This window comes from Xylocopilactobacillus apis (genome assembly GCF_033095965.1).
GTDB classification, from domain to species: Bacteria; Bacillota; Bacilli; order Lactobacillales; family Lactobacillaceae; genus Xylocopilactobacillus; species Xylocopilactobacillus apis.
Window position 1 is genome coordinate 850,001 of sequence record NZ_AP026801.1, and the last position, 23,848, is coordinate 873,848.

General features: G+C 34.3%; 22 protein-coding genes, 5 tRNA genes and 2 rRNA genes (1 of these 29 only partly in view). 24 read left to right on the plus strand and 5 right to left on the minus strand.

Going from position 1 to position 23,848, the window contains the following annotated elements:
* The 24 genes from R8749_RS03990 to R8749_RS04105 all read left to right on the plus strand — a co-directional run.
* Window positions 1–749 (plus strand): 23S ribosomal RNA (locus tag R8749_RS03990); it begins 2,153 nt to the left of the window's first position.
* A 56-nt stretch (window positions 750–805) separates the two neighbouring features.
* Window positions 806–922, plus strand: a 5S ribosomal RNA gene (rrf, locus tag R8749_RS03995).
* A 4-nt stretch (window positions 923–926) separates the two neighbouring features.
* Window positions 927–999, plus strand: a tRNA-Val gene (locus R8749_RS04000).
* Between the two features lie 34 nt (window positions 1,000–1,033).
* Window positions 1,034–1,116, plus strand: a tRNA-Leu gene (locus tag R8749_RS04005).
* Between the two features lie 11 nt (window positions 1,117–1,127).
* Window positions 1,128–1,200: transfer RNA gene (locus tag R8749_RS04010), tRNA-Thr, on the plus strand.
* A gap of 3 nt (window positions 1,201–1,203) precedes the next feature.
* Window positions 1,204–1,275, plus strand: a tRNA-Gly gene (locus R8749_RS04015).
* 10 nt (window positions 1,276–1,285) lie between these two features.
* Window positions 1,286–1,371 (plus strand) — tRNA-Leu (locus tag R8749_RS04020).
* Between the two features lie 78 nt (window positions 1,372–1,449).
* Window positions 1,450–1,899, plus strand: coding sequence for a ribosome maturation factor RimP (locus R8749_RS04025; protein ID WP_317698145.1), 450 nt, complete (start codon window positions 1,450–1,452; stop codon window positions 1,897–1,899).
* Window positions 1,900–1,912: 13 nt separating this feature from the next.
* Window positions 1,913–2,983, plus strand: coding sequence for a transcription termination factor NusA (nusA, locus tag R8749_RS04030; RefSeq protein WP_317698146.1), 1,071 nt, complete (start codon window positions 1,913–1,915; stop codon window positions 2,981–2,983).
* A gap of 22 nt (window positions 2,984–3,005) precedes the next feature.
* Window positions 3,006–3,299 carry an RNase P modulator RnpM gene (gene rnpM / locus R8749_RS04035; RefSeq protein ID WP_317698148.1) on the plus strand — a complete coding sequence of 98 codons (294 nt, stop codon included), beginning with the start codon at window positions 3,006–3,008 and terminating at the stop codon, window positions 3,297–3,299.
* A 44-nt stretch (window positions 3,300–3,343) separates the two neighbouring features.
* Complete coding sequence (gene infB, locus R8749_RS04040) at window positions 3,344–5,980, plus strand: translation initiation factor IF-2 (protein ID WP_317698150.1); 2,637 nt, start codon at window positions 3,344–3,346, stop codon at window positions 5,978–5,980.
* 15 nt (window positions 5,981–5,995) lie between these two features.
* On the plus strand, window positions 5,996–6,355 hold the full coding sequence (gene rbfA / locus R8749_RS04045) for a 30S ribosome-binding factor RbfA (protein ID WP_317698152.1): 360 nt from the start codon (window positions 5,996–5,998) through the stop codon (window positions 6,353–6,355).
* Window positions 6,352–7,233 carry a tRNA pseudouridine(55) synthase TruB gene (gene truB / locus R8749_RS04050; protein ID WP_317698153.1) on the plus strand — a complete coding sequence of 294 codons (882 nt, stop codon included), beginning with the start codon at window positions 6,352–6,354 and terminating at the stop codon, window positions 7,231–7,233. The genes rbfA and truB overlap by 4 nt, the downstream gene beginning before the upstream one ends.
* A complete protein-coding gene (locus tag R8749_RS04055; RefSeq protein ID WP_317698154.1) occupies window positions 7,230–8,165 on the plus strand; it encodes a bifunctional riboflavin kinase/FAD synthetase in 936 nt (311 codons plus the stop codon). Before truB ends, R8749_RS04055 begins: the two co-directional genes overlap by 4 nt.
* Window positions 8,162–9,325 (plus strand): radical SAM family heme chaperone HemW, encoded by a 1,164-nt coding sequence (hemW, locus tag R8749_RS04060; protein ID WP_317698155.1) that lies wholly within the window; start codon window positions 8,162–8,164, stop codon window positions 9,323–9,325. The genes R8749_RS04055 and hemW overlap by 4 nt, the downstream gene beginning before the upstream one ends.
* A gap of 64 nt (window positions 9,326–9,389) precedes the next feature.
* Window positions 9,390–10,430, plus strand: coding sequence for a heat-inducible transcriptional repressor HrcA (hrcA, locus tag R8749_RS04065; protein WP_317698156.1), 1,041 nt, complete (start codon window positions 9,390–9,392; stop codon window positions 10,428–10,430).
* Between the two features lie 17 nt (window positions 10,431–10,447).
* Window positions 10,448–11,041, plus strand: a complete 594-nt coding sequence (gene grpE, locus R8749_RS04070) for a nucleotide exchange factor GrpE (RefSeq protein ID WP_317698157.1) — start codon at window positions 10,448–10,450, stop codon at window positions 11,039–11,041.
* Window positions 11,042–11,060: 19 nt separating this feature from the next.
* The gene (gene dnaK, locus R8749_RS04075; protein WP_317698158.1) at window positions 11,061–12,899 is read left to right on the plus strand and encodes a molecular chaperone DnaK; all 1,839 of its coding nucleotides are present in this window, start codon (window positions 11,061–11,063) and stop codon (window positions 12,897–12,899) included.
* Window positions 12,900–12,923: 24 nt separating this feature from the next.
* Entirely contained in the window at window positions 12,924–14,087 is a 1,164-nt protein-coding gene (gene dnaJ, locus R8749_RS04080) for a molecular chaperone DnaJ (protein ID WP_317698160.1), read from the plus strand.
* 113 nt (window positions 14,088–14,200) lie between these two features.
* A complete protein-coding gene (gene lepA, locus R8749_RS04085; protein WP_317698162.1) occupies window positions 14,201–16,042 on the plus strand; it encodes a translation elongation factor 4 in 1,842 nt (613 codons plus the stop codon).
* Window positions 16,039–18,330, plus strand: a complete 2,292-nt coding sequence (gene recJ, locus R8749_RS04090; RefSeq protein WP_317698163.1) for a single-stranded-DNA-specific exonuclease RecJ — start codon at window positions 16,039–16,041, stop codon at window positions 18,328–18,330. Before lepA ends, recJ begins: the two co-directional genes overlap by 4 nt.
* On the plus strand, window positions 18,331–18,843 hold the full coding sequence (locus R8749_RS04095; protein ID WP_317698164.1) for an adenine phosphoribosyltransferase: 513 nt from the start codon (window positions 18,331–18,333) through the stop codon (window positions 18,841–18,843). It begins immediately after the preceding gene.
* Entirely contained in the window at window positions 18,843–19,346 is a 504-nt protein-coding gene (locus tag R8749_RS04100) for a YbaK/EbsC family protein (RefSeq protein WP_317698165.1), read from the plus strand. Before R8749_RS04095 ends, R8749_RS04100 begins: the two co-directional genes overlap by 1 nt.
* Window positions 19,339–19,650, plus strand: a complete 312-nt coding sequence (locus tag R8749_RS04105; protein WP_317698166.1) for a DUF960 domain-containing protein — start codon at window positions 19,339–19,341, stop codon at window positions 19,648–19,650. The genes R8749_RS04100 and R8749_RS04105 overlap by 8 nt, the downstream gene beginning before the upstream one ends.
* Window positions 19,651–19,712: 62 nt before the next feature.
* On the opposite strand, the gene R8749_RS04110 is transcribed toward R8749_RS04105, so the two are convergent.
* From R8749_RS04110 to dhaK, 5 genes are all read right to left on the minus strand, one after another.
* Window positions 19,713–20,990, minus strand: coding sequence for a nucleobase:cation symporter-2 family protein (locus R8749_RS04110; RefSeq protein ID WP_317698167.1), 1,278 nt, complete (start codon window positions 20,988–20,990; stop codon window positions 19,713–19,715).
* 147 nt (window positions 20,991–21,137) lie between these two features.
* Entirely contained in the window at window positions 21,138–21,833 is a 696-nt protein-coding gene (locus R8749_RS04115) for an SIR2 family NAD-dependent protein deacylase (RefSeq protein WP_317698168.1), read from the minus strand.
* A gap of 15 nt (window positions 21,834–21,848) precedes the next feature.
* On the minus strand, window positions 21,849–22,217 hold the full coding sequence (gene dhaM / locus R8749_RS04120; protein ID WP_317698170.1) for a dihydroxyacetone kinase phosphoryl donor subunit DhaM: 369 nt from the start codon (window positions 22,215–22,217) through the stop codon (window positions 21,849–21,851).
* Entirely contained in the window at window positions 22,217–22,798 is a 582-nt protein-coding gene (gene dhaL, locus R8749_RS04125; RefSeq protein ID WP_317698171.1) for a dihydroxyacetone kinase subunit DhaL, read from the minus strand. Before dhaL ends, dhaM begins: the two co-directional genes overlap by 1 nt.
* A 16-nt stretch (window positions 22,799–22,814) precedes the next feature.
* A complete protein-coding gene (dhaK, locus tag R8749_RS04130; protein WP_317698172.1) occupies window positions 22,815–23,813 on the minus strand; it encodes a dihydroxyacetone kinase subunit DhaK in 999 nt (332 codons plus the stop codon).
* Window positions 23,814–23,848: the final 35 nt, after the last annotated feature.

Here is a 23,848-nt window from a genome sequence, read left to right on the forward strand (position 1 = left end):
CAGTTTGAGAAGAGACGCTGGTGGGATACTACCCTGATTAGATGAGTGTTCTAACCTACTACGAGAGATAGAGGGACAGTGTCTGGCAGGCAGTTTGACTGGGGCGGTCGCCTCCTAAAGAGTAACGGAGGCGCCCAAAGGTTCCCTCAGAATGGTTGGAAATCATTCGTAGAGTGCAAAGGCAAAAGGGAGCTTGACTGTGAGACAGACAAGTCGAGCAGGGAGGAAACTCGGGCTTAGTGATCCGGTGGTACCGCATGGAAGGGCCATCGCTCAACGGACAAAAGCTACCCTGGGGATAACAGGCTTATCTCCCCAAGAGTTCACATCGACGGGGAGGTTTGGCACCTCGATGTCGGCTCATCGCATCCTGGGGCTGGAGTTGGTCCCAAGGGTTGGGCTGTTCGCCCATTAAAGCGGTACGCGAGCTGGGTTCAGAACGTCGTGAGACAGTTCGGTCCCTATCCGTCGCGGGCGCAGGAAATTTGAGAGGATTTGTCCTTAGTACGAGAGGACCGGGATGAACATACCGCTGGTGAACCAGTTGTCTTGCCAAAGGCATCGCTGGGTAGCTAAGTATGGAATAGATAATCGCTGAAAGCATCTAAGTGAGAAACTAACCTCAAGATGAGATTTCCCATACCGCAAGGTAGTAAGACTCCTCTAAGAAGAAGAGGTAGATAGGCTGGGAGTGGAAGTACGGTGACGTATGAAGCGGACCAGTACTAATAAGTCGAGGTCTTAACCGAGACGAGAGCATTGATGGTAGTAGATATTTAGTTTTGAGTGTCTGAGAAGACATGAGTGTGGTGGTGACAGCAAGAAGGGAACACCTGTAACCATATCGAACACAGAAGTTAAGCTTCTTAACGCCGAGAGTAGTTGGTGCGTAAGTGCCTGCGAGGGTAGGAAGCTGCCACACAATTGGAGGTTTAGCTCAGTTGGGAGAGCGTCTGCCTTACAAGCAGAGGGTCACAGGTTCAAGCCCTGTAATCTCCACTTGAGTCGTTATTGACTCTTATTAGTTCCATATGCGGGTGTGGCGGAACTGGCAGACGCGCAAGATTTAGGTTCTTGTGTTGTTTCAACGTGGGGGTTCGAGTCCCTTCACCCGCACTTTTCCCTTAGCCGACTTAGCTCAGCTGGCAGAGCATCTGATTTGTAATCAGGGGGTCGGAGGTTCGAATCCTCTAGTCGGCATTTGCGGAAGTAGTTCAGTGGTAGAACATCACCTTGCCATGGTGGGGGTCGCGGGTTCGAATCCCGTCTTCCGCTTTATGCTTTTGCCGGGGTGGCGGAATAGGTAGACGCACAGGACTTAAAATCCTGCGGTAAGTGATTACCGTACCGGTTCGATTCCGGTCCTCGGCACTTATAGTTAGAAGAAGGAGTGAGCATTTTTGCTCACTTTTTGTTTATGGAGAAAATATTATTAGTAATATTCAAAAGTTGACTAAAGATTTATTAGAACCAATATTATCTAGTTTAAATAGTGAATTGGAAATATATGAGATTTCTTTTCTTAATGAAGGATCTAATCCTACTTTAAGAGTTTTACTTCAAAGTAATCATTTTATTGGGTTGAATGAGCTTGTGGAAGTTAGTGAATTGTTATCTGAAAAGCTTGATAATTATGAGAGTGAATTTCCAGATAATTATAATTTAGATGTTTCATCCGCCGGTATAGAGCGAAACATTAGAAATGATCATGAATTATTTAAAGCAATAGGAGAGAATATAAAAATAAGTTGCTATCGTAAGTTTAGTGGTCATAAAATCCATATTGGAGAGCTGATCTCTTTTAATCAGGATTATGTAGAAATTCAAAATAATGATCCGGAAAATCTAAAGATTCCGCGTGAATATATTTCAAAAATTAATTATATTTTAATTATGTGAAAAGAGGAAAAAATTGTCACAGGAAGTTTTACAAGCACTTAAATTATTAGAAGAAGATAAAGGTGTTAAAAAAGAAGTTATTATTGATGCTTTGGTTCAAGCATTACGAGCAGCTTATAAAAAGCACTACGGGCAGAATCAAAATGTTGATGTAGAATTTGATGAACAAACTGGAGAAGTTCATGTTTATCAAATTAAAGAAGTGGTAGATCAAGTTTTTGATAATCAGTTAGAAGTTTCAATTGAAGATGCTCAAAATATTAACAAAGGTTATGAAGTCGGAGATAAAGTTAATTTTGAAGTAACTCCTAAGAATTTTGGACGACTAGCTGCTCAAAGTGCGAAGCAAGTAATATTTCAAAAAATACGTGAAGAAGAAAGAAGTGCAGTCTTCCAAGAGTATGCAGATTATCAACATGAAGTAATGCAAGGATTTGTGCAGCGAGTTGATAATAAGTTTGTTTACGTTAACTTAGGTAAAATTGAAGGTGTGATCGGAAAATCAGATCAAATCCCTAATGAATCTTATGAAGCTAATAAGCGTTTAAAAGTCTATGTTACAAATGTTGAAAATACTACGAAAGGGCCACGAATTTTACTTTCTCGAACTAGTCCTGAATTAGTTAAGAGGTTGTTTGAACAAGAAGTTCCAGAAATATATAATGGAACAATTGAAATTGTATCAATCGCCAGAGAACCAGGAGATCGGAGTAAAATAGCAGTGCGTTCAAATGATGAAAATGTTCCAGCAGTTGGTACCACAGTTGGTCAAAGAGGACAAAGAGTTCAAAATATAGTCGATGAGTTAAATGGTGAAAATATGGATATTATCGAATGGGAGAAGGATCCAATCGATTTTATCGCTAATGCCTTAAAACCAGCTGATGTTATTGCAGTCCAATTTTCTGAAGAGGATGAAAAAAATTGTTTGGTGATTGTACCTGATGATCAGCTTTCTTTAGCGATTGGTAAAAGAGGACAAAATGCTAGGCTTGCTGCTAAATTAACTAATTATAAGATTGATATTAAGCCAGAATCAGAAGTGGAATTTACAGATGATGACAATAGTGATTCAGAAGAATAAAACATAGGTAAATTTTGATAAAATGAGAAAAGAATCATTGAGAATGGATCTTATTACTAGAAGGATGTTTCCTAAAAAAGAATTAATAAGAATTGTTCGAAATAAGGATTACGAGATTAAAATCGACCCAACAGGGAAAGCAGCAGGACGTGGTGCTTACATTTCTCTTGATCTAAATAATATTGAAGTTGCAAAGAAAAAGAAAGTATTTGATCAAGCTTTTGGAATTAAAGTAAATGATCAATTTTATAAAGAATTATATGAATATATTGAACATAGAATTGCACGTAATGAATTATTCAGGAGTAAAAAATGAGTAAAAAATAAGTGTAGTTAAAAGGGTTGTAGGAGGTAAAAATTTTGGTCAAAATAAGAATTTATGAATTAGCAAAAGAGTTAAATATCCCATCTAAAGAGTTAGTAGATAAGGCTAAATCCTTGGGTATGGACGTAAAAAGCCATATGTCAGTTGTAACAGAGACTGAATCGAATAAAATTAAACAGAATTTTGTAAAAAAAGCAAACGATTCAAAATCTGTTTCTAATAAAAAGGCTGTTAATAAAACACCTAATGATGAGTTGAATAAAAATCATCAAGCTCAAAATAAAAATAAAGGATCACAGGATAGTAAAGCTAAGATCAAAATTAGTGTTAAATCGATCCGTAAACCTAATACATCTCCTCAAAACAATAAAAAAAATAGGGATAATAATTTAAAGAAAAATTTTAAGAATAATCATACTAGCGATAATAAAAATAATAGTTTTAATAAAACACATAAGACTTTTGATGCTAAAGCGCAAGCTGATTCAATAAAGAGACGTCAAAATAAAGAATTATATGAGAAAACGTTTGAAAATAGTTCCAATCCTCAAAAAGAGTTAGACAAAAAAAGAGCGGTTAAGCAAAAAAATATTCATGAAGCTGCAAAAAAAATAGTTGATAACACAAACAATAAAACAAAAATAAAATTGTCGAACACAGATCGTTCGAATGACAGAGAAAATGTTAATTCTTCCAAGTATAGACAGCCAGTAAATAATTCTCATAAAGAATTTACAAAGCCCGATTTAAAGAAAGAAAATCAGGCAGGAGAATTTTGGAAGAAAAGTTCCAATAAAAAGAAAAATACGCAGTCTGAACCGACTTTTAATAAGCGTGCCGGACATAAAAATCATAAACAAAAAATTAAAACTAAAACAAAGGTTGCTGTTACAGTTAGGAAAGAAAGGCCATTGCCAGATATTTTACAATATACAGAAGGTATGAATGCTCAAGATCTAGGTAAAATTTTGCATCGCGAGCCAACAGAAATAGTTAAGAAACTATTTATGCTGGGGGTTATGACAAATCAAAACCAGTCATTAGACGATGATACGATCGAAATTTTGGCTACTGATTATGGAGTTGATGCTCAAAAAATTGTACCTGAAGATATTGGAGATTTAGATAAATATTTTGAGCTTTCAGATGATGATAAAAAGAATTTAAAGAAGAGGCCACCTGTTGTTACAATTATGGGTCACGTAGATCATGGTAAAACAACTCTTCTTGATAGATTAAGGCATACTCATGTTACTGAAGGGGAAGCTGGAGGTATTACTCAACATATTGGGGCATATCAAGTAGATATTAATGGACGTTTAATAACGTTTTTGGATACGCCGGGGCATGAAGCCTTTACTGAAATGAGAGCTCGTGGAGCTGATGTTACTGACTTAATCGTCTTAGTCGTTGCAGCTGATGATGGTGTGATGCCTCAAACTATTGAAGCAATAAATCATGCAAAAGCTGCAAAGGTACCAGTAATAGTTGCAGTAAATAAAATTGATAAACCAGGTGCAAATCCAAATCATGTGATGGAACAGTTAAGCGAATATGAGCTAATTCCTGAAGATTGGGGCGGAAATACTATATTTGTAAATATTTCGGCAAAAACCGGTCAAAATGTCGATGAAGTCCTTGAAATGATCAATTTACAAGCCGATATTCTTGAATTACAAGCAGATCCTAACCGTAAAGCAGTTGGAACAGTAATTGAGGCTAAACTTGATAAAGGACGAGGTCCTGTTGCCACATTACTTGTCCAGCAAGGAACTTTACATGTTGGTGATCCATTAGTTGTTGGTAATACTTTTGGACGAGTAAGAAGTATGACAAATGATCGTGGACGTAGGGTTAAATCGGCAACCCCTTCAACACCAGTTGAAATTACTGGTTTGAATACAGTTCCTGATTCAGCAGATAAGTTTGTTGTATTTGATGATGAAAAAACAAGTCGTCAAGTAGGGGAAGAGCGAGCTAAAAGAGCTGAATTAAATGATCGTCAAAAAGCCCATCATGTAACGATTGATAACCTTTTTGATTCGATGAGTGAAGGTGAGCTCAAAGAAGTTGCTGTAATTATTAAAGCTGATGTTCAAGGGACAGTTGAAGCACTTAGACAAAGTCTTGAAAAAATTGAAGTAAAAGGTGTTAGAGTTAACGTAATTCATTCAGCTGTAGGAGCAATCAATGAAAGTGATGTTAGTTTAGCTGCTGCAGGGAATGCGATTATTATTGGTTTTAATGTTCGTCCAACTTCACAAGCTCAACAAGAAGCTGACTCAGAAAGTGTTGATATTAGACTTCATAATGTTATTTATAACGCAATTGAAGAAATTGAATCAGCAATGAAGGGAATGCTTGAGCCGGTTTATCAAGAAAAAGTTACCGGAAATCTAACTGTGCGTGAAATATTCAAAGTTTCTAAGTTGGGAACAATTGCTGGATCATTTGTTGATCAGGGCTTTATTCAAAAAGATAGTGGTGTTCGTTTGATCAGAAACGGCGTAGTGATCTATGAAGGAAAACTGTCTTCTCTTAAACACTATAAAGATGATGTAAAAGAAGTAAAAGCTGGTAATGAATGTGGATTAATGATTGAAAATTATAATGATATTAAAGTTGAAGATCAAATTGAAGCTTTCATTATGGAAGAGGTATCAGCTGAGTAGCGGGGTGTTAATACCATGAAATATCGAGTTGATCGACTTGAAAATGAAATTTTAAAAAGTGTTGGAGAAATAATTATCCAAGATCTAAATGATCCCAGATTAGATGGTGTAACAATTACCGGAGTTGATCTTTCTAACGATTTAAAAAATGCAAAAATTTACTATAGTTTTTTAGGACATTTAGCCAGTACTGCTGAGAAAACACAAAAAGGTTTAAACCAAGCAAAAAAAAGAATTAGATATTTGTTGGGAAAAAAGATGTCAATTAGACAAATCCCTCAGATCGAATTTATGCATGATGAATCTTTTGATTATGCCGATAAAATAAACAAAATTATTAATCAGTTAGATGATGAAAGCGAACAAAATTTATGATTAATGGAATAATTCCTGTGTATAAAGAAGCAGGGAAAACGAGTTTTTTCTATGTTAATCAAATCAAAAAGATTTTTCACCAAAAAAAGGTCGGGCATACTGGAACTTTGGATCCAATGGTAACAGGAGTTTTACCGATTTGTTTAGGAGATGCTACTAAATTAGTTCCCTTTTTGATGGAAAAACATAAGTCTTATTCTTGTACAATTCTTATCGGACGAGCAACTGAAACTGAAGATTTAGATGGAAAAGAAATTGCAAAAATTAAAGTTAAAGATCGAATTTCCGATTTAACAATTGATGATATTTTAGAAACATTTAAGGGGGAGAACGAACAGGTTCCTCCCTTTTTCTCTGCAGTTCGTTATCACGGAAAACATTTGTATGAATATGCTAGAGAAAATATTTTTATAAAAAAACCAGCACGTTCATTTCACATTTTAAGTATAAATCGAACTTCATCTGTTAAGTATCATCATGATTTTACTTGTGAATTTAAATTTGAGGTGGTTTGTTCTAAAGGTACCTATATTAGAACTCTTTGTACTCAAATTGGCCAAAAGCTTGGATATCCTGCGGTTATGAAAAAATTGGTAAGAACTTCCGGCGGAGGGTTTAATCTGGATCAAACGGTTAAATTAGATCAAATAAAAGCTAATCTAAATGTTGTTAAGTCCTTAGAAGAAATTTTATTTGATTTACCAAAGTTTGATTTAACAGATTCTCAATTTTTACGCGTTCGAAACGGTGCAAAAATAAAAATACCTGTAAAAGAAGATTTACTTGTTTTAAAATATTCAGATAGAGTTGTTGCCATTTATGAAAAAAAAGGTAGTTTTTTTCAGGCTAAGACAATGTTTTTGGAAAATATCAAATGAAAATCATACAGATTAAAAAAAACGATGAAATTAAAGAATTAAATTTACCGAATAATATAATGACGGCGGGTTTTTTTGATGGTGTACATCTCGGACATCAAGAGCTCATAAAAAAGAGTAGGAATATTGCTGATAATCTCAGTCTGCCTTTGATAGTTATGACTTTTTGGCCTTATCCCAAGCAATTTTATACTGAAGTTCCCACTCCTTATCCAGTTTTAACAACGCAAAATGATAAATATGAAATATTTGATCAATTAGGTGTTGATATGGTTATAGAAATTGAATTTAATTCGCAAATTCAAAAAATGGAGCCACAGATTTTTGTTGATAAATATATTAAGGCAGCGCATGTGACAAAATTCATTGCTGGACTTGATTTTACGTATGGGAAAAAAGATATTGCCAATATGGATTTATTGCCGAATTATGCAAGAGGAGATTTTTCAGTTGAAAAAGTTCCGTTTACTCAGTTGAATGGGACTAAAGTTTCTTCTTCAAAAATTAGAAGCGAAATTTTAAAAGGTAATTTTCAATCAGCAAAAAAATTATTAGGCCGTTCTTATATAACAAAAGGTAAGGTAGTAACGGGTGAACAAATTGGCCGAACACTTGGTTTTCCAACAGCTAATGTAGAAAATGACGATGATTATTTAATTCCAAAAGATGGAGTTTACTTTACTAAAGTTCAATTAGATGAAAATGAATTTTGGGGAATTACGTCTGTTGGTAATAAGCCGACTTACAATGGAAACAGAAAATACATTGAAACTTATATTTTAGACTTTAACCATAATATTTACGGAAAAGAACTAAATATTGAATGGGTTTATTTTGAACGACCTCAGAAAAAGTTTGAATCTGAAAAGGAATTAATTCAAGAAATTAAAAATGACGAGCTAAATGTTAGGAGATACATTCAAACAAAATGACGGGAGTTTATATTCATATTCCATTTTGTGATCATATTTGTTATTACTGTGACTTTCCAAAAGTTTTAAAGCAAGGTCAGCCAGTTGATGATTATTTAAAATGTTTAATAAAAGAAGTAAAAAAAGGCCTTTTTATAAAACCGAAAGAAAATTGCGAAACAATTTATATTGGAGGTGGGACACCTAGCGCTTTATCATGCCAACAATTAGAGCTTCTTTTAAAAGGATTAAATGAAAATATTTCTTTTGATCACTTAAAAGAGTTTTCGATGGAAACTAATCCAAATGATTTACAGGATTTAGAAAAGTTAAAGATTATGTATGAACATGGTGTTCGAAGGATTAGTATTGGAGCTCAAAGTTTTAATAATGAAACCTTAAAACGAATCGGTCGAACACATGATCGAGAGTCAATTTTTCAAGCAGTTAACAATGCTAGAAAAGTTGGTTTTAAAAATATTAGTTTAGACTTGATGTTTCGTTTACCTGGTCAAACTTTTAATGAATTTACAGAAAATGTATCGCAAGCATTAAGTTTGGGAGTTGAACACCTTTCAATTTATTCGTTAATTCTTGAACAGCATACGATTTTTCATAATTTACTGATGGAACATCGACTACGTCTGCCCAATCCAGATCAGGATCGCCAAATGTATAAGTATGCCTTGGAAGTTCTTAATACAAATGGCTGGCATCAATATGAAATTAGTAACTTTTCTAAAGAAGGGTTTGAATCTTTACACAACGAATTATATTGGAATAATGAAGACTATTTTGGGTTTGGTGCTGGAGCTCATGCATATTTAGGACGGCGTAGGATTCAAAACAAGCAGGTTATTTCAGCTTACATTGATGATCTTAAACAAAATGAAATGCCAGTTCTCCGTTCTCATCAGTTAAGTTTAAAAGAACGAATTGAAGAAGAAATGTTTTTGGGGTTAAGACTTAATCGAGGTATTGATCTTACAGCGTCCTCTAAAAAATTCAATGTTGATTTATTGAACCTTTATCAAAACCAAATTAGTAAATTTCTTCAAGAGGGGCTTATTATCAAAGAAGATAACAAAATCTTTTTGAGTGATGAGGGAAGGTATTTTGCAAACGACGTTTTTTCGACATTTTTAATAGATAAAACAGCTTCGAATAGCTTGACATCATAAAACTGTGAGTGTAGTATATAATCGTTAGCACTTAGAGAGAAAGAGTGCTAAAAGGAGTGATTTAATGTTAACTAATCGACAAAAAATCATTCTCAAAGAGATTATTGTCAATTATGCAATGACTGGTCATGCGGTTGGTTCAAAATATCTCCAGAGTGCTTCTGGATTAGATGTATCATCTGCAACGATTAGGAATGAAATGGCAGAACTTGAGGGAATGGGTTTGATTGAAAAGACACATCTTTCGTCTGGTCGGATTCCTTCATTAACAGGATTTCACTACTATTTCGACAACATTTTAAGACCCGTAGACGTTTCAAAAGAATTACGGTATAAAATTAAGAATTTTATGCAGCAAGCTGAGAGCCGTCAAATTGATGAGGTGATAAAAGAGTCGACAGAACTATTGTCCAAGATGACGGATTATATGTCAGTTTCTTTTAGTCCTGAATCTACATCATCGAAAATTGAAGATTTTAGAATAATTCCCTTACAGAATAATAAAGTTATGCTGCTTGCAACGGATAATTTTGGTCGAGTATCGGAAAGAATTGTGACAGTAGATACAATTTCTCCTGATAGTTGTAAGTTATTAGGAGAATTGCTAGAAAAAGATTTAGTTGGGAAGTCAATTAATGGAGCGAGAGCTTATTTAGATGATTTTGATTCTGAAGGAAAATATCAATCAGTAGATGATTTTGTAAAAAAAGAAGTTGATCAAATTATTGATGACTTAGCGAGGGATCATTATTACATCGAAGGAGAATATAATTTATTAAATTATGTTCATGATGAATCTCCAGATACGGTTAAGGAAATAATTACTTTCGTTAATTCCAATAGTGATGATTTTATTGAATTGATAAAAAAAGTTGGATTATCTGATGGTAAGAATACGAGGATTCAATTCATACCGAGATTAATCGATAGTGATGTTGATGATTTTATTTTAATTAGCGCTCCGTTTGCAACTAAATATCTTCAAAGTGGAATGCTTGCAGTTTTAGGACCGCAAATGATGCCTTACAGTAAGATGTTGTCGATTGTTGATACTTTTCGCAAAGAATTACAAGAACGAATAAATGAAATTGAAGAAATGGATTAAGGAGTTTAATAATAACTGTGAAAGATGCTGATGATTTAAAGAATAAAAATCCCGATAAAAACAATAAAGAAAATTCTTCTAACGTGGAAAATAAAGAGGAAAACATCAATAAAAAAAAGTCTAAAGCAAGTTCACAAGTAGAAGAAATTGAAAAACTTAATCAACAAATTAAAGAATTAAAAGAAAAAAATGATCAATTACAAGATCAGTTTCTTCGTTCAGAAGCTGAGATTGCAAATATGAATAATCATTTTAAAAAAGAACGAGCTCAACTATTGATGTACAGTGGTCAGGATTTGGCTAAGGAAATCTTGCCAGGACTTGATAACTTAAAACGGGCATTAGAAACAAAAACTGATGGTAAGTCTTCAGAACAATTAAAAAAGGGAATTGAAATGGTTCTTGGTCAGTTGAATGAAGCTCTGAAGAATAATCAGATAACTGAGATTTCAGAAGCAGGTGTAAAGTTTGATCCTAATATTCATCAAGCAGTTTCTGTTGTTGAAGCTCAAAAAGATGAAGAGAAAAATATGGTTAAACAGATTTTACAGTCTGGTTATAAATTGAAAGATCGTGTAATTAGACCAGCAATGGTTATTGTTACTAAATAATTTAAAGAGGGTAAAAAACATGGCAAAAATTATAGGTATAGACTTAGGTACTACGAATTCAGCAGTTGCGGTTCTTGAAGGAAATGAGCCAAAAATTATTACTAATCCAGAGGGTAATCGGACAACTCCATCAGTTGTTGCTTTTAAGGACGGAGAAATTCAAGTTGGTGAAGTAGCAAAACGCCAGGAATTAACTAATCCAAATACGGTGATTTCAATCAAGAGTCACATGGGAGAAGCAGGCTATAAGGTTAATGTTGATGGCAAAGAATACACACCTCAAGAAATTTCGGCAATGATTTTACAATATATCAAAAAATTTGCAGATGATTATTTAGGTGAACCTGTAACTAAGGCGGTTATCACTGTTCCAGCTTATTTTAATGATGCTCAAAGACAGGCAACTAAAGATGCTGGTAAAATTGCAGGCCTTGAGGTTGAAAGAATTATTAATGAACCAACTGCTTCAGCATTAGCATATGGTCTTGATAAGGGTAAAAACAACGAAAAAGTAATGGTTTATGACCTTGGCGGTGGGACCTTTGATGTTTCAATCCTTGAATTAGGTGATGGTGTTTTCCAAGTACTTTCAACTAACGGTGACACGCACCTTGGTGGTGATGACTTTGATAAGAGAGTAATGGATTGGATGGTTGATGAGTTCAAAAAGTCTAATGGAATTGATCTTTCAAAGGATAAAATGGCTATGCAGCGTCTAAAGGACTCTGCTGAAAAGGCTAAAATGGAACTTTCAAGTACCAATACAAGTTCAATTTCATTACCATTTATTTCGGCAAATGATAATGGACCACTTCATTTGGAAATGACTTTAACAAGAGCTAAATTTAATGACTTGACAAAAGATTTAGTTGAGAAGACCATGATTCCAATGGAAAATGCGTTAAAAGATGCTGATCTAACCAAAGGGGATATTGATAAAGTTATTCTTAATGGTGGATCTACTAGAATTCCAGCTGTTCAAGAAGCGGTTAAAGAGTGGACTGGAAAAGATCCAGATCATTCAATTAACCCGGATGAAGCTGTTGCGCTCGGTGCAGCCATTCAAGGTGGTGTAATTTCGGGTGATGTAAAAGATGTTGTATTACTAGATGTTACTCCATTGTCTCTTGGAATTGAAACGATGGGTGGAGTATTTACTAAGTTAATTCCACGGAACACGACAATTCCTACTAGTAAATCTCAAATTTTCTCAACTGCTGCTGATAACCAGTCTGGTGTTGATATTCATGTTTTACAAGGTGAAAGACCAATGGCTGCAGATAATAAAACCCTTGGGAACTTCCAGCTGACTGATATTCCACCAGCACCAAGAGGGGTTCCTCAAATTGAAGTAAAATTTGATATTGATAAAAACGGAATTGTTAACGTTTCGGCTAAAGATTTAGGTACGAATAAAGAGCAGAAAATTACAATTAAATCATCATCAGGTCTTTCTGATGATGATATCAATCGAATGGTCAAAGAAGCTCAAGAAAACGAAGAAACTGACAATAAACGAAAAGAAGAAGCTGATTTACGTAATGAAGTTGATCAATTAATTGCTACTTCTGATAAAACATTTGATGAACTAAAAGGTAAAGTGAGCGATAGTGATCTTGATAATGCTAAGAAATTAAAAGAAGAGTTAGATAAAGCTCAAAAGGATAACAACCTTGACGAGATGAAAGCTAAGAAGGATGCACTTTCTGAAGCATTACAAAAGATGACTGTAGAAATGTATCAAAAAGCACAGCAAGAACAACAAGCAAATAACAGCGGAGCTGATTCTGGTTCAACTAACGACGACAACCAGAAAGGTGAAGATACTGTTGATGCTGATTTTAAGGAAAAGAAATAATAGACGAATTGAGGCGTTAATTTAGTGGCCCAAAAAGATTACTATGAAATTCTGGGCGTTAGTAAAGACGCTTCAGAAAATGATATTAAAAAAGCATATCGAGAATTAACCAAAAAATACCATCCTGATATTAATCATGAACCTGGGGCTGAAGAAAAGTTCAAGGAAATTAATGAAGCTTACGAAGTTTTATCAGATCCCAATAAGAAAGCACAGTATGATCAATTTGGTTCAGCAGATCCAAATGGTGCTGGAGGATTTGGTCAAGGTTTTAGCGGCTTTAGTAATTTCGGAGGTGGAACTCAGTATTCAAGTGGAAACTTTGATGATTTTGAAGATATTTTAAATTCATTTTTTGGAGGAAGTTCTTCATCTCAACGTTCTAGTGGACCTCAAAAGAAAAAAGGCAGTGATTTAGAATATCGACTTAAAATAAAGTTTGAAGATGCAATTTTTGGTAAAGACGAAGAAATCACTTATGAACGAATGGACCGTTGTCCAACTTGTCATGGAAATGGTGCAAAACCAGGTACTAAACCTGAAGAATGTTCAAATTGTCATGGTAACGGATATGTAGTTCAGCAAGTTCAAAGCCTTTTCGGAGTTCAACAGGCTCGTCGGGTTTGTCCTGTATGTCATGGAGTCGGTCAAATAATTAAAGAGAAATGTTCTACTTGTAGTGGTAGAGGTTTGACTCGCCAAAAGAATACGATTTCTGTTCATATTCCAAAGGGAATTGATAATGGACAACAGCTTGTTAAAGAAGGAGCTGGAAATGCGGGAGCATTAAATGGTGAATACGGTGACTTATACGTTGATATTAATGTTTCTCCTTCGAAGAAGTATAAGAGAGAAAACTATGATTTATATAGTGAAGAGACGATTAATTATGCGCAAGCAGTTTTAGGTGATAAGATAACAGTAGATACTGTTTATGGTCCTGGCGAAATGACCATTCCTTCTGGAACACAGCCCAACACCGTTATGAAGATTAAAGGTAAGGGAGTTCCACATTTGAATTCAAATGGCGTCGGCAACCAATATGTTACTGTTAAAATCAAAATTCCTCGTAAACTGAACGAGAAGCAACGTAAAGCACTTTTAAACTACGTTGAATTAATGGGTGAAGACAAGCCTGATGATGATAATTCGTTCTTTAGTAGAGTTAAAGAACGCTTTGATTTATAGCATGTTCACGTAAAGGCAGTTTGTTAAGACTGTCTTTTTCTTTTTATAAAAAGCCATAATAGAAACCATTAATAATGTTATTATTGAAGTAATTTGTACTGAAAGGATCTTCAATGTCTGATTTATCAAAAGCACAACTTGAAAATAGATTGGAACATATCCGTAATTTTTCGATCATTGCCCATATCGATCATGGAAAATCAACGATTGCCGATCGAATTTTACAATTAACAAATACTATTTCTGAACGCGAAATGCAAAATCAAATTCTTGATGATATGGATATCGAGCGTGAAAGAGGAATTACAATTAAGTTAAATGCAATCGAACTGGAATATAAAGCTAAAAACGGTGAAACCTACGTTTTTCATTTGATTGATACTCCAGGACATGTCGATTTTGCTTATGAAGTTTCTCGCAGTTTAGCAGCCTGTGAAGGGGCTTTGTTAATTGTCGATGCTTCACAAGGTGTACAAGCTCAAACTGTTTCAAATGTTTATTTGGCAGCAGAAAATGATTTAGATATTTTACCTGTGATTAATAAAATTGATCTTCCTTCAGCTAATGTAGAGGGCACGAAACAAGAAATCGAAGACATTGTTGGCATTGATGCTAGCAATGCTGTTCTTGTTAGTGCGAAAACTGGAAAAGGGATTGACGATCTACTAGAACGAATTGTAACAGATGTTAAACCACCAGAAAATCTAATTGATGATCCAGTGAGAGCTTTAATTTTTGATTCATATTATGACTCTTACAAAGGTGTTGTTCTTTTAGTTCGGGTAAAAAGTGGAATTTTAAAAGTTGGCGACCAGATAACTTTAATGAATTCTAAAATGCAATATGAAATATTAGAATTGGGAGTTAATAGACCAGCAGAAGTCAAACGAAATGAATTGATGACAGGAGATGTTGGTTTCGTAGTTGCAGGCATTCGCGATATTTCAGAAATTAGAGTGGGTGATACCATTACTCTCACTGACAATCCGGCATCTAACGCTTTAAAAGGATATCGTGAAAGCAATCCAATGGTTTATGCTGGAATTTATCCGATTGATAATGCAAAGTTTCCTAATTTAAGAGAAAGTTTAGAAAAATTAAAATTAAATGATGCTGCTTTAACATTCGAGCCAGAAACTTCTCAAGCATTAGGGTTTGGATTTCGTTGTGGCTTTCTTGGCCTTTTGCATATGAATGTGGTTCAGGAACGACTTGAAAGAGAGTTTGATCTTGATATTATTATGACTGCTCCTTCGGTTCACTATCATGTTTTTATGACTGATGGTGAAGAACTTCAAGTTGATAATCCATCACAAATTGAAGATTTAAGTAAGGTTAAAAAATTTGAAGAGCCATTTGTTGATGCAACTATTATGGTTCCAAGTGAATTTATTGGTCCAGTAATGGAAATTACTCAAAGTAAGCGTGGGGAATACCAGACAATGGAATATCTAGATAATAACCGAGTTGAATTAAAATATAAAATGCCACTATCTGAAATTATTTACAATTATTTTGATGAATTAAAAAGTCGAACGAAGGGATATGCTTCTCTTGATTATGAAGTTTCTGGTTATCGTGAGTCTGATTTGGTTAAAATGGACGTTTTATTAAACGGTGAAGCAGTTGATGCCCTAAGCAGCATTGTTCATCGCGATGTATCAAACATTCGTGGTAAAGAAATTGTTGATAAACTAAAAACCGTGATACCTCGTCAACAATTTGAAATTGCTGTTCAGGCAGCTATTGGAAATAAAATTGTAGCTCGATCAACGGTAAAATCTTACCGAAAGAATGTCTTAGCAAAATGCTATGGAGGAGATATTACTAGAAAAAGAAAACTTTTAGAAAAACAAAAAGCTGGTAAGAAACGAATGAAGGCAATTGGTAGTGTTGAAGTTCCGCAGGAAGCATTTATGACAATATTTGGAATGGATCAAGAAGATAATAAATGAAATATAACTGGATTGATAGGCCCCCTAATGATCAACAAGTAGTAGATAATTTAAAACGGGAGTTAAAAGTTTCTTCGATATTTGCTCAAATTCTTTATCAAAGAGGCATTAGTTCTCTTGAAGACTATCAAACTCAGATCATGTTAAAGGACTTTACTCCTTATGATCCTTTTTTAATGAAAGATATGGATCGGGCATGTGACAGAATTAATCAAGCTGTAGAAAGCGGAGAAAAAGTATTAATTTATGGGGATTACGATGCAGATGGTGTTACCAGCACCTCCTTGCTGTATGAAACGTTGATTAATATTGGAGCAGATGTTAGTTACTATATTCCAGATCGCTTTCAAGATGGATATGGGCCGAATATTGATACTTATACAAAAGTAATTGATAAAGATATTAAATTATTAATTACGATTGATAATGGCGTCACTGGAACCGATGCATTTGAATGGACAAGAAATAATGGAATTGACGTAATCGTTTGTGATCATCACGAAATTCCAGCTGTGGTCTCTCCTAACATTGATTGTTTAATTCATCCGGCGTCTTCTGATTCAGATTATCCAAATAAACATTTAGCAGGAGTTGGAGTTGCTTATAAGTTAGCTTGTGCTCTTTTGGGAGATGAACAGGAAGATCTATTAGATTTAGTCGCAATTGGGACCGTTGCCGACGTTGTTAAATTAACTCCTGAAAATCGATACTTTGTTCTTCGCGGTATTGAAATTATTAAAACCCGTGAAAGATTGGGTATTGATAATATTTTAAAAAGTTCCAAAATTGAAACTTCTAAGATTAATGATCAAACGATTGGATTTCAGATTGCTCCGAGAATAAACTCCGCAGGACGTTTAGATAAAGCAGATTTTGTGGTCGACTTACTTACAACTTTTGATGAAGATAATGCAAATTCTGAAGCAGCAAAACTAGAATCTTTAAACAAGGAGCGAAAAGAGCTAACTCAAAAAATGTCTCTAGAAGCTTTTGATCAAGTAAAATCTTGTAAAGATCAGGTAATTGTTGCTTCATCTACTAACTGGCCGGAAGGAATTATCGGAATTATTGCAGCAAAATTAGCTGAAAAGATGAATCGTCCAGCAATCGTTTTTCATATCGACGAAGAAAATCAAATTGCTAAAGGTTCAGCTCGTACGTGTGGAACTATTAATATTTATGATTTGATTAAACCTTCTCAAAAAATTTTAGAAAGTTTTGGTGGACATGAAGGAGCTGCAGGATTAAGCCTGAAGCTTGATCATTTTGATCAGTTTAAAGAAGAAATCAATAAGTCAGAAATACCAAAGGATCAAAAAAAGTCGAAATTATTAATCGACGTTAATGCTCAGATCTCTGATTTTAACGAAGATTTATATCATGAACTTGAAAATCTTCGTCCGTTTGGTCCAGGTAACGAAGAGCCGATTTTTTCGATGGATAATTTTTCTGTTGGTGATATTCATCGAATTGGTGAAAATGGTGACCATTTAAGATTGTCTATAACCCAAAATAAAAAGAAAATTAATGTTATTGGATTTCAGATGGGGTTTGCAGATTCTTATTTTTTAAGCAATAATGTGGAAAAAATTGCATTTCATTTATCATTAAATGAATGGAATAATTTGTCCCAAATACAGCTGGTTTTATTGGATTTTAAAGTTAATAAGCCAATGATCTTTGATGAAAGATTACATAAAATTAAAAGCTATGAATTAAAAAAGAAATCATGGCCGTTAATATTTTTCTCTTCAAATCGAGCTGACAATTTTAAAAAAAATTATCCTCAAATAAAAAATGATATTTTTTTAGCAAACGATGATCTTAACTCTCTACAAAATATTGTTTTGTTTGATCAGCCAAACAGCAAGTTAGAATTAGTTGATTTTTTTAAGAATAATCAGCAGCTTGAAAAAATAGATTTTGTTTTGTTAGATTCTATTAATTTAGCAGTGGGAGGGTTTCCTACCACTGAGGATTTTAAAAAAAGCTACAAATTTATTTTCCAGCAAAAAAAGATTCCTTTAAAAAATGGATTGATTGATTTAGGATTAAGTTTGGAAAAAACAAAAGTAGTTCTAAATGTGTTTTTTGATTTGAAGTTTGTTAACATTAAAAATGACTTTTTGCTTATCAATGAAAAAGCTGAGTTTCAATCATTGGAAGGTTCTTCAGTTTACCAATTATATCGACAAAAGTATGAATTTCAAAGGGAATTTATGCTTTGTCCCATTGATGAACTTAAAGACAAGATTTTGTCTTATTATAAAGAAATTGGAGATATTTAATTGGACTATTCAAAATTTATTACATCAACACCGGATTTTCCGATCAAGGGGATTTTATTTCGTGACGTTTCCCCATTATTAGCCGATGGACAGGCGTTTAAGTCGGCAATTAAAGAAATTGCTGTTTTTGCTAAAAGTGTTAATGCAGATTTAATAGTTGGCCCAGAAGCGAGGGGTTTTATCATCGGAGCGGCTTTGGCAAATGAAATGGGAATTGGTTTTCAACCAGCTCGCAGAGAAGGAAAATTACCAGGTGAAGTAGTAAAAGAATCTTATTCTTTAGAGTATGGAGAAAATATTCTAGAGATGGAAAAAAATTCAGTTAAAAAAGGACAAAAAGTTCTTTTGGTTGATGATCTTTTGGCAACCGGCGGGACAATTGAAGATACTAGAAATTTAGTGAAAAGACTTGGTGGAGAAGTCGTGGGAGCATCCTTTATTGTTGAATTAAGTGACTTAAAAGGACGAGATCAGATTAGAGATCTTAAAATTCAATCACTCGTTACATATTAATGGCAAAGAAACAAAAGAAAACTTTAATTGAAAAATTTTTAGATAAAGAAAAAATTAACTATCAATCGATATCATATTCAACACATTTAGAAGGTGATGTTTATGTGATTGATGATAAAGATGATCAAGAAATTTCTCCTTTAGTTTTTAAAACGATAGTTTTAACGGGGAAAGCAACCGGTCCTATTGTTGGTGTGATTCCAATTAACGATCGGATTGATTATAAAAAAATGAGTAACGTAACTGGAAATAAAAAAGTGGGAATAGTACCTTTAAAAGACTTAGTAAAAACTTCTGGTTATTTACATGGTGAAAATACCCCGATTGGGATTTACAATAATAAACATTTTAAGATTTATTACGATCAAAAAATTAAGATGTTTGATGATATTATTGTATCAGCGGGGGAGATTGGAAAAATGATTAAAATTAATGTCCAAGATCTAATAAAAATAACTTCAGGCATTATTGTTGATATAGTAGAAGGAGTTTCAAATGTTTGATTCGCATCGAGGCAGATTTGCAACATATGGAGTTATTTCACACTTACCTGGTGAAATAATTGATACTTTTTGGATTATAATTGACCAAAATTTACAAGGACTCTTTAGTCTTGCTAAAGTTATTAATTTTAACTTGGTGAATAACAAAGGTTTACTTTCAATTGTTTATTCACAAGAAAATTCCCCGATATCAGTTACTTTTGATTTGAATACGCCATTTAGATCAAACTATCCTGAGTTAATTTTGGCATATGATGATGGTAACAGTCAGACGATTTTACTGCCAACTGAAGCTCAAACATAAAAAATTGTAAACAAAAAAGCCTTAGAAACCGATATTTCAAATCGATGCTAAGGCTTTTTTGTTTAGTCTTTTGAACTACTGCCGTTTAATAACAAGTTCATTATTACTGCAGTAATACTTCCAATTACCATCCCATTACTTAATATCGTCTGAATTGAAGCTGGTAAAAAATGGAATAATTGAGGCTGAGTGGTAACACCTAATCCTAATCCAACTGAAATGGCAATTACTAGTAAGTTCTTAGTTGTCATTTCAACGGCACTTAACATTTTTATTCCTTGGGCACCAACCATCCCGAACATTACTAACATTGCACCACCTAAAACAGAGGTAGGAATTAAGTTTGCAATAGCACCAACTTTTGGAATCATTCCTAAAATAATTAAAAAGAAAGAAGAATAATAGACCGGTTTGAGTGTTTTAATTCCTGATAATTGAACAATACCCACATTTTGTGAAAAAGTAGAGTAAGGGAACGTATTAAAAAGTCCTCCAAGGATAGCTGCTAATCCTTCAGAACGATAGCCATCAGCTAGATCACGTTCATTTAATTTTTGACCCACGACTTCGCTCAGTGCAAAATAAACTCCGGTTGATTCAATCATACAGGTAAATGCTGCGAGGATCATTGTGGCGATGGAAGACCATTCAAATTTTGGAATAGAAAAATAAAATAGTCTTGGAATTTGAAACCAATGAGCTGAACTTACCGATTCAAACCCAATTTGACCTAAACAAGCAGCAACAATGCTTCCAACTAAAATACCAAGTAAGACTGATATTTGTTGAATAAAACCTCGTCCCCAAATATTAATGCAGATTATAACTAAAGCGGTAATTAGTCCTAAAAGTAAGTTGATTGGAGCCCCAAAGTTTTTGGATGTGCCGTCACCGCCGCCAATGTTTTGAAAAGCAACGGGAATCAGCGTAAAACCCACTAAGGTGATTAAAGATCCAGTTACAAGAGGGGGAAAAAATTTTCTTAATTTAGCAAAAACGCCCGAAATTAGGAAAATAAAAATCCCGGCTGCAATAATTCCCCCATACATGTAGCCGGGACCTAATGTTTTTCCAATTTGTTGTAAAGGAGCAACGTATTCAACCGCACATCCTAAAACTACTGGTAAACCGATTCCAGTTAGCGGAGTTCGTTTAATTTGAAGTAATGTCGCAATGCCACACATAAATATGTCAGCAGAAACTAGATATGTCATTTGTGCAGCATTAAATCCTAGTGCCCCCCCAATAAGTAAAGGAACCAGGATATCACCTGAATACATCGCTAACAAATGCTGTAAACCCAAAACTGAAGTTTTTAAAACAGATTGCTGCTTTTCCAAAAAATAATCCTCCTTATAATCTTGTATACTACAAGGATACTATTAGGTTTTGGAATTTTAAAGAAAAAATTAATGAAAATAATCATTATTTTCAGAAAAAATTTTATTTTTCAGATAAAAAAAGAAGTTCTTGGAAATGAACCTCTTTCACTCATTATTAAGCCAAGTAACAATTGGCTCATTAATTTGATCAACTGTTACTTTGTCAGAACCATTTATTGCTAAATGATCAGTATTTATTATAATCAGTTTCTCCATATTAGACCCTGAGAGAGCTAGTTCACTAACAGGGAATACATTTAATCTGGTACCGATTACCACAACAATTATTGCTTGATCAACCCAACTAATTGCTTTTGAAAAATTTTTAACTTGTTCACCATAAAAGACAATGTCAGGACGTACTTTATTATGATCTCCTGTTTCAGGAGTCATTTTTTTGTATTCTTCTTCGGTCAGTTGAACTGGTTGATGATTACGATCAGAAAAATGATCTAAAGTCCCATGAATTTTTAATAAGTGGTCTGGATTAACTCCGGCTTTTTCCAGCAGCAAGTCGATATTTTGACTAATTAGTTTAATATTTGACTGTTGACTTAGCTTCGCTAACCAAACGTGAGCAGGATTGGGGTGGCTTTCGACCATTAAATTTTTGGCCATAAAATCATGCTGCTTCCAATAATTATTTTCATACGCTTCAGTGCTAAGAAGTTCTGTAGTATCAAAATTATTTTGGAGGCTTTTAAAATCACTAATTCCGGAAGCTGTAGAAAGACCTGCTCCAAGAATAAAAACAGTTGGTTGATTTTGAATTAAATTTTCAAATTCATGCTTACTAAGCATTCAAATTCCTCCAAATTACTTTATTTTTAAAGGTTGGAGTTGAGATTCAATCGTATTTAAATCAACATTAGCTTGCAATAAAGAAGCAGCTGTATAAGTTCCTTCAATTAGTGCAACATCATACAAATGAATTTTTTTATCAGACATTTCGATTGCCATTTCAAGATTCATTTTTGCGCTGCCAAGGTCATAAAATGCAAGAATTTCGTCAGCTGAATTATCAGATAAAGCTTGTTGAATTTTATTTAAACTAGTTCCGACTCCATTATCGTCAGTTCCGCCAGCAAACGTGATTGGAACATCTTGAGCCACTTGTTTAACCAAGGTATTTAAACCTTTTGCAATATCAGAAACATGTGAAACTATTAAAATGCCTAAACTCATTATTTGATCCCCGCTTCAATCATTGATTTAAATAAAACACCTGAACTTGCAGCACCTGGGTCGATGTGTCCGATTGATCGATCACCAAGATAAGATGCTCGTCCAATTGTTGCTAACATGGATTTAGTGCTTTCTACTGCTGCATCGATTGTTTTTTCGTCTAACGAATTATTTTTAACCGCTTTAACAACAGGATCCCAAACATCGATCAATGTTTTTTGACCTGGTTTAGAATTCCCTCTTTTTTCGATACCTTCAAGAGCAGTTTGAAGTAATTCTCCTAAATCGCTGGTTTCTTTGGCTTTTTTAGACATTTCTAAAAAAGCGGTTCCATAAAGTGGGCCGGATGCTCCGCCAACTTTACTAATCAACGCCATTGCTGTATCACGAAAAACGGTACTGAGATCAGGATCATTTTCTTTATCAAAAGATTCAACAACTGCCTGCATACCACGGTTCATATTATTTCCATGATCAGCATCGCCAATTGGTTCGTCGAGCTGACTCAATTTATCAGCGTTCTCATCAATTTTTTGAGCAAAAATTTTAAGCCATTCTTGAGCTTTAGTTACGTTAATCATTTATAATAATTCCTTTCTAACTCCAGGCAATTGTTTTGACAGGATAGTTCAAATAATCAAGCCATTTTTTATCTGCAAGTTCAAAAAGTGTTAATGAAATTCCTGCCATATCAATAGAGGTCATTAAATTTCCAACTTTCATGAATGCAGGCGTAATGTTTTTTTCACCAAGTTTATCTAGTGTATCTTTGGTAAAGATAAATTGTTCCATCAAAGGAGTAGCTCCCATACCATTCACAAGCATTGCATATTGTTTATTAGACTCTAAATGAAGAGAATTGTCCAATTTTCCAATCAGTTCACTCACAAGTTCTTTAGAGGACATCATTTTTTCTTTTTTATAACCTGGTTCACTATGGATTCCAACGCCAAATTCAATCTCATCTTCGGCTAAAGTAAATCCTGGTTTGCCAACTTCAGGTACTGTTGCTGCAGAAAGAGCAACTGCAATCGTATTAATGTGGGGTAATATTTCTTTTGCTAAAGATTCAAGTTCGTCTAAACTAGCTCCTTGATCAGCAGCGGCCCCGATACATTTGTGCATAAAAAGAGTTCCCGCGACGCCCCGCCGTCCTTGGGTATAGAGGCTATTTTCAACTGCAATATCGTCATCGACAACAATTGACTTTACTTTTATTCCATCTGCATCAGCTAAATCTTTGGCCATATCAAAATTCATTACATCACCAGAATAGTTTTTTACGATCATAAAAACCCCATTGCCTTGATCTACAGCTTTGATTGCTTCATAGATCTGATCAGGAGTAGGTGAGGTAAATACTTGACCAGCAACCGCAGCACTAAGCATCCCTTTTCCGACAAAACCTGCGTGCGTTGGTTCGTGTCCAGATCCACCGCCGCTAATGACTCCAACTTTTCCTTTCATTGATTCTTGATCGGATCGAACAACAGCGTAAGTATTATTGATAAGATTAACAATTTGAGGATATGAGCGTACCATTCCATCAATCATTTCAGGTACTACATCATGAGGATTATTAATTATTTTTTTCATTTTAGAATCCTTTCTTTTTAAAAAATTCCTTATAT

Excerpts from the sequence above, each read along its gene's own strand:
- rnpM (WP_317698148.1), top strand. The coding sequence starts at position 3,006 with ATGAGAAAAGAATCATTGAGAATGGATCTTATTACTAGAAGGATGTTT.
- rbfA (WP_317698152.1), top strand. The coding sequence starts at position 5,996 with ATGAAATATCGAGTTGATCGACTTGAAAATGAAATTTTAAAAAGTGTT.
- truB (WP_317698153.1), top strand. The coding sequence starts at position 6,352 with ATGATTAATGGAATAATTCCTGTGTATAAAGAAGCAGGGAAAACGAGT.
- R8749_RS04055 (WP_317698154.1), top strand. The coding sequence starts at position 7,230 with ATGAAAATCATACAGATTAAAAAAAACGATGAAATTAAAGAATTAAAT.
- hemW (WP_317698155.1), top strand. The coding sequence starts at position 8,162 with ATGACGGGAGTTTATATTCATATTCCATTTTGTGATCATATTTGTTAT.
- hrcA (WP_317698156.1), top strand. The coding sequence starts at position 9,390 with ATGTTAACTAATCGACAAAAAATCATTCTCAAAGAGATTATTGTCAAT.
- dnaK (WP_317698158.1), top strand. The coding sequence starts at position 11,061 with ATGGCAAAAATTATAGGTATAGACTTAGGTACTACGAATTCAGCAGTT.
- lepA (WP_317698162.1), top strand. The coding sequence starts at position 14,201 with ATGTCTGATTTATCAAAAGCACAACTTGAAAATAGATTGGAACATATC.
- recJ (WP_317698163.1), top strand. The coding sequence starts at position 16,039 with ATGAAATATAACTGGATTGATAGGCCCCCTAATGATCAACAAGTAGTA.
- R8749_RS04100 (WP_317698165.1), top strand. The coding sequence starts at position 18,843 with ATGGCAAAGAAACAAAAGAAAACTTTAATTGAAAAATTTTTAGATAAA.
- R8749_RS04105 (WP_317698166.1), top strand. The coding sequence starts at position 19,339 with ATGTTTGATTCGCATCGAGGCAGATTTGCAACATATGGAGTTATTTCA.
- R8749_RS04115 (WP_317698168.1), bottom strand. The coding sequence starts at position 21,833 with ATGCTTAGTAAGCATGAATTTGAAAATTTAATTCAAAATCAACCAACT.
- dhaM (WP_317698170.1), bottom strand. The coding sequence starts at position 22,217 with ATGAGTTTAGGCATTTTAATAGTTTCACATGTTTCTGATATTGCAAAA.
- dhaL (WP_317698171.1), bottom strand. The coding sequence starts at position 22,798 with ATGATTAACGTAACTAAAGCTCAAGAATGGCTTAAAATTTTTGCTCAA.
- dhaK (WP_317698172.1), bottom strand. The coding sequence starts at position 23,813 with ATGAAAAAAATAATTAATAATCCTCATGATGTAGTACCTGAAATGATT.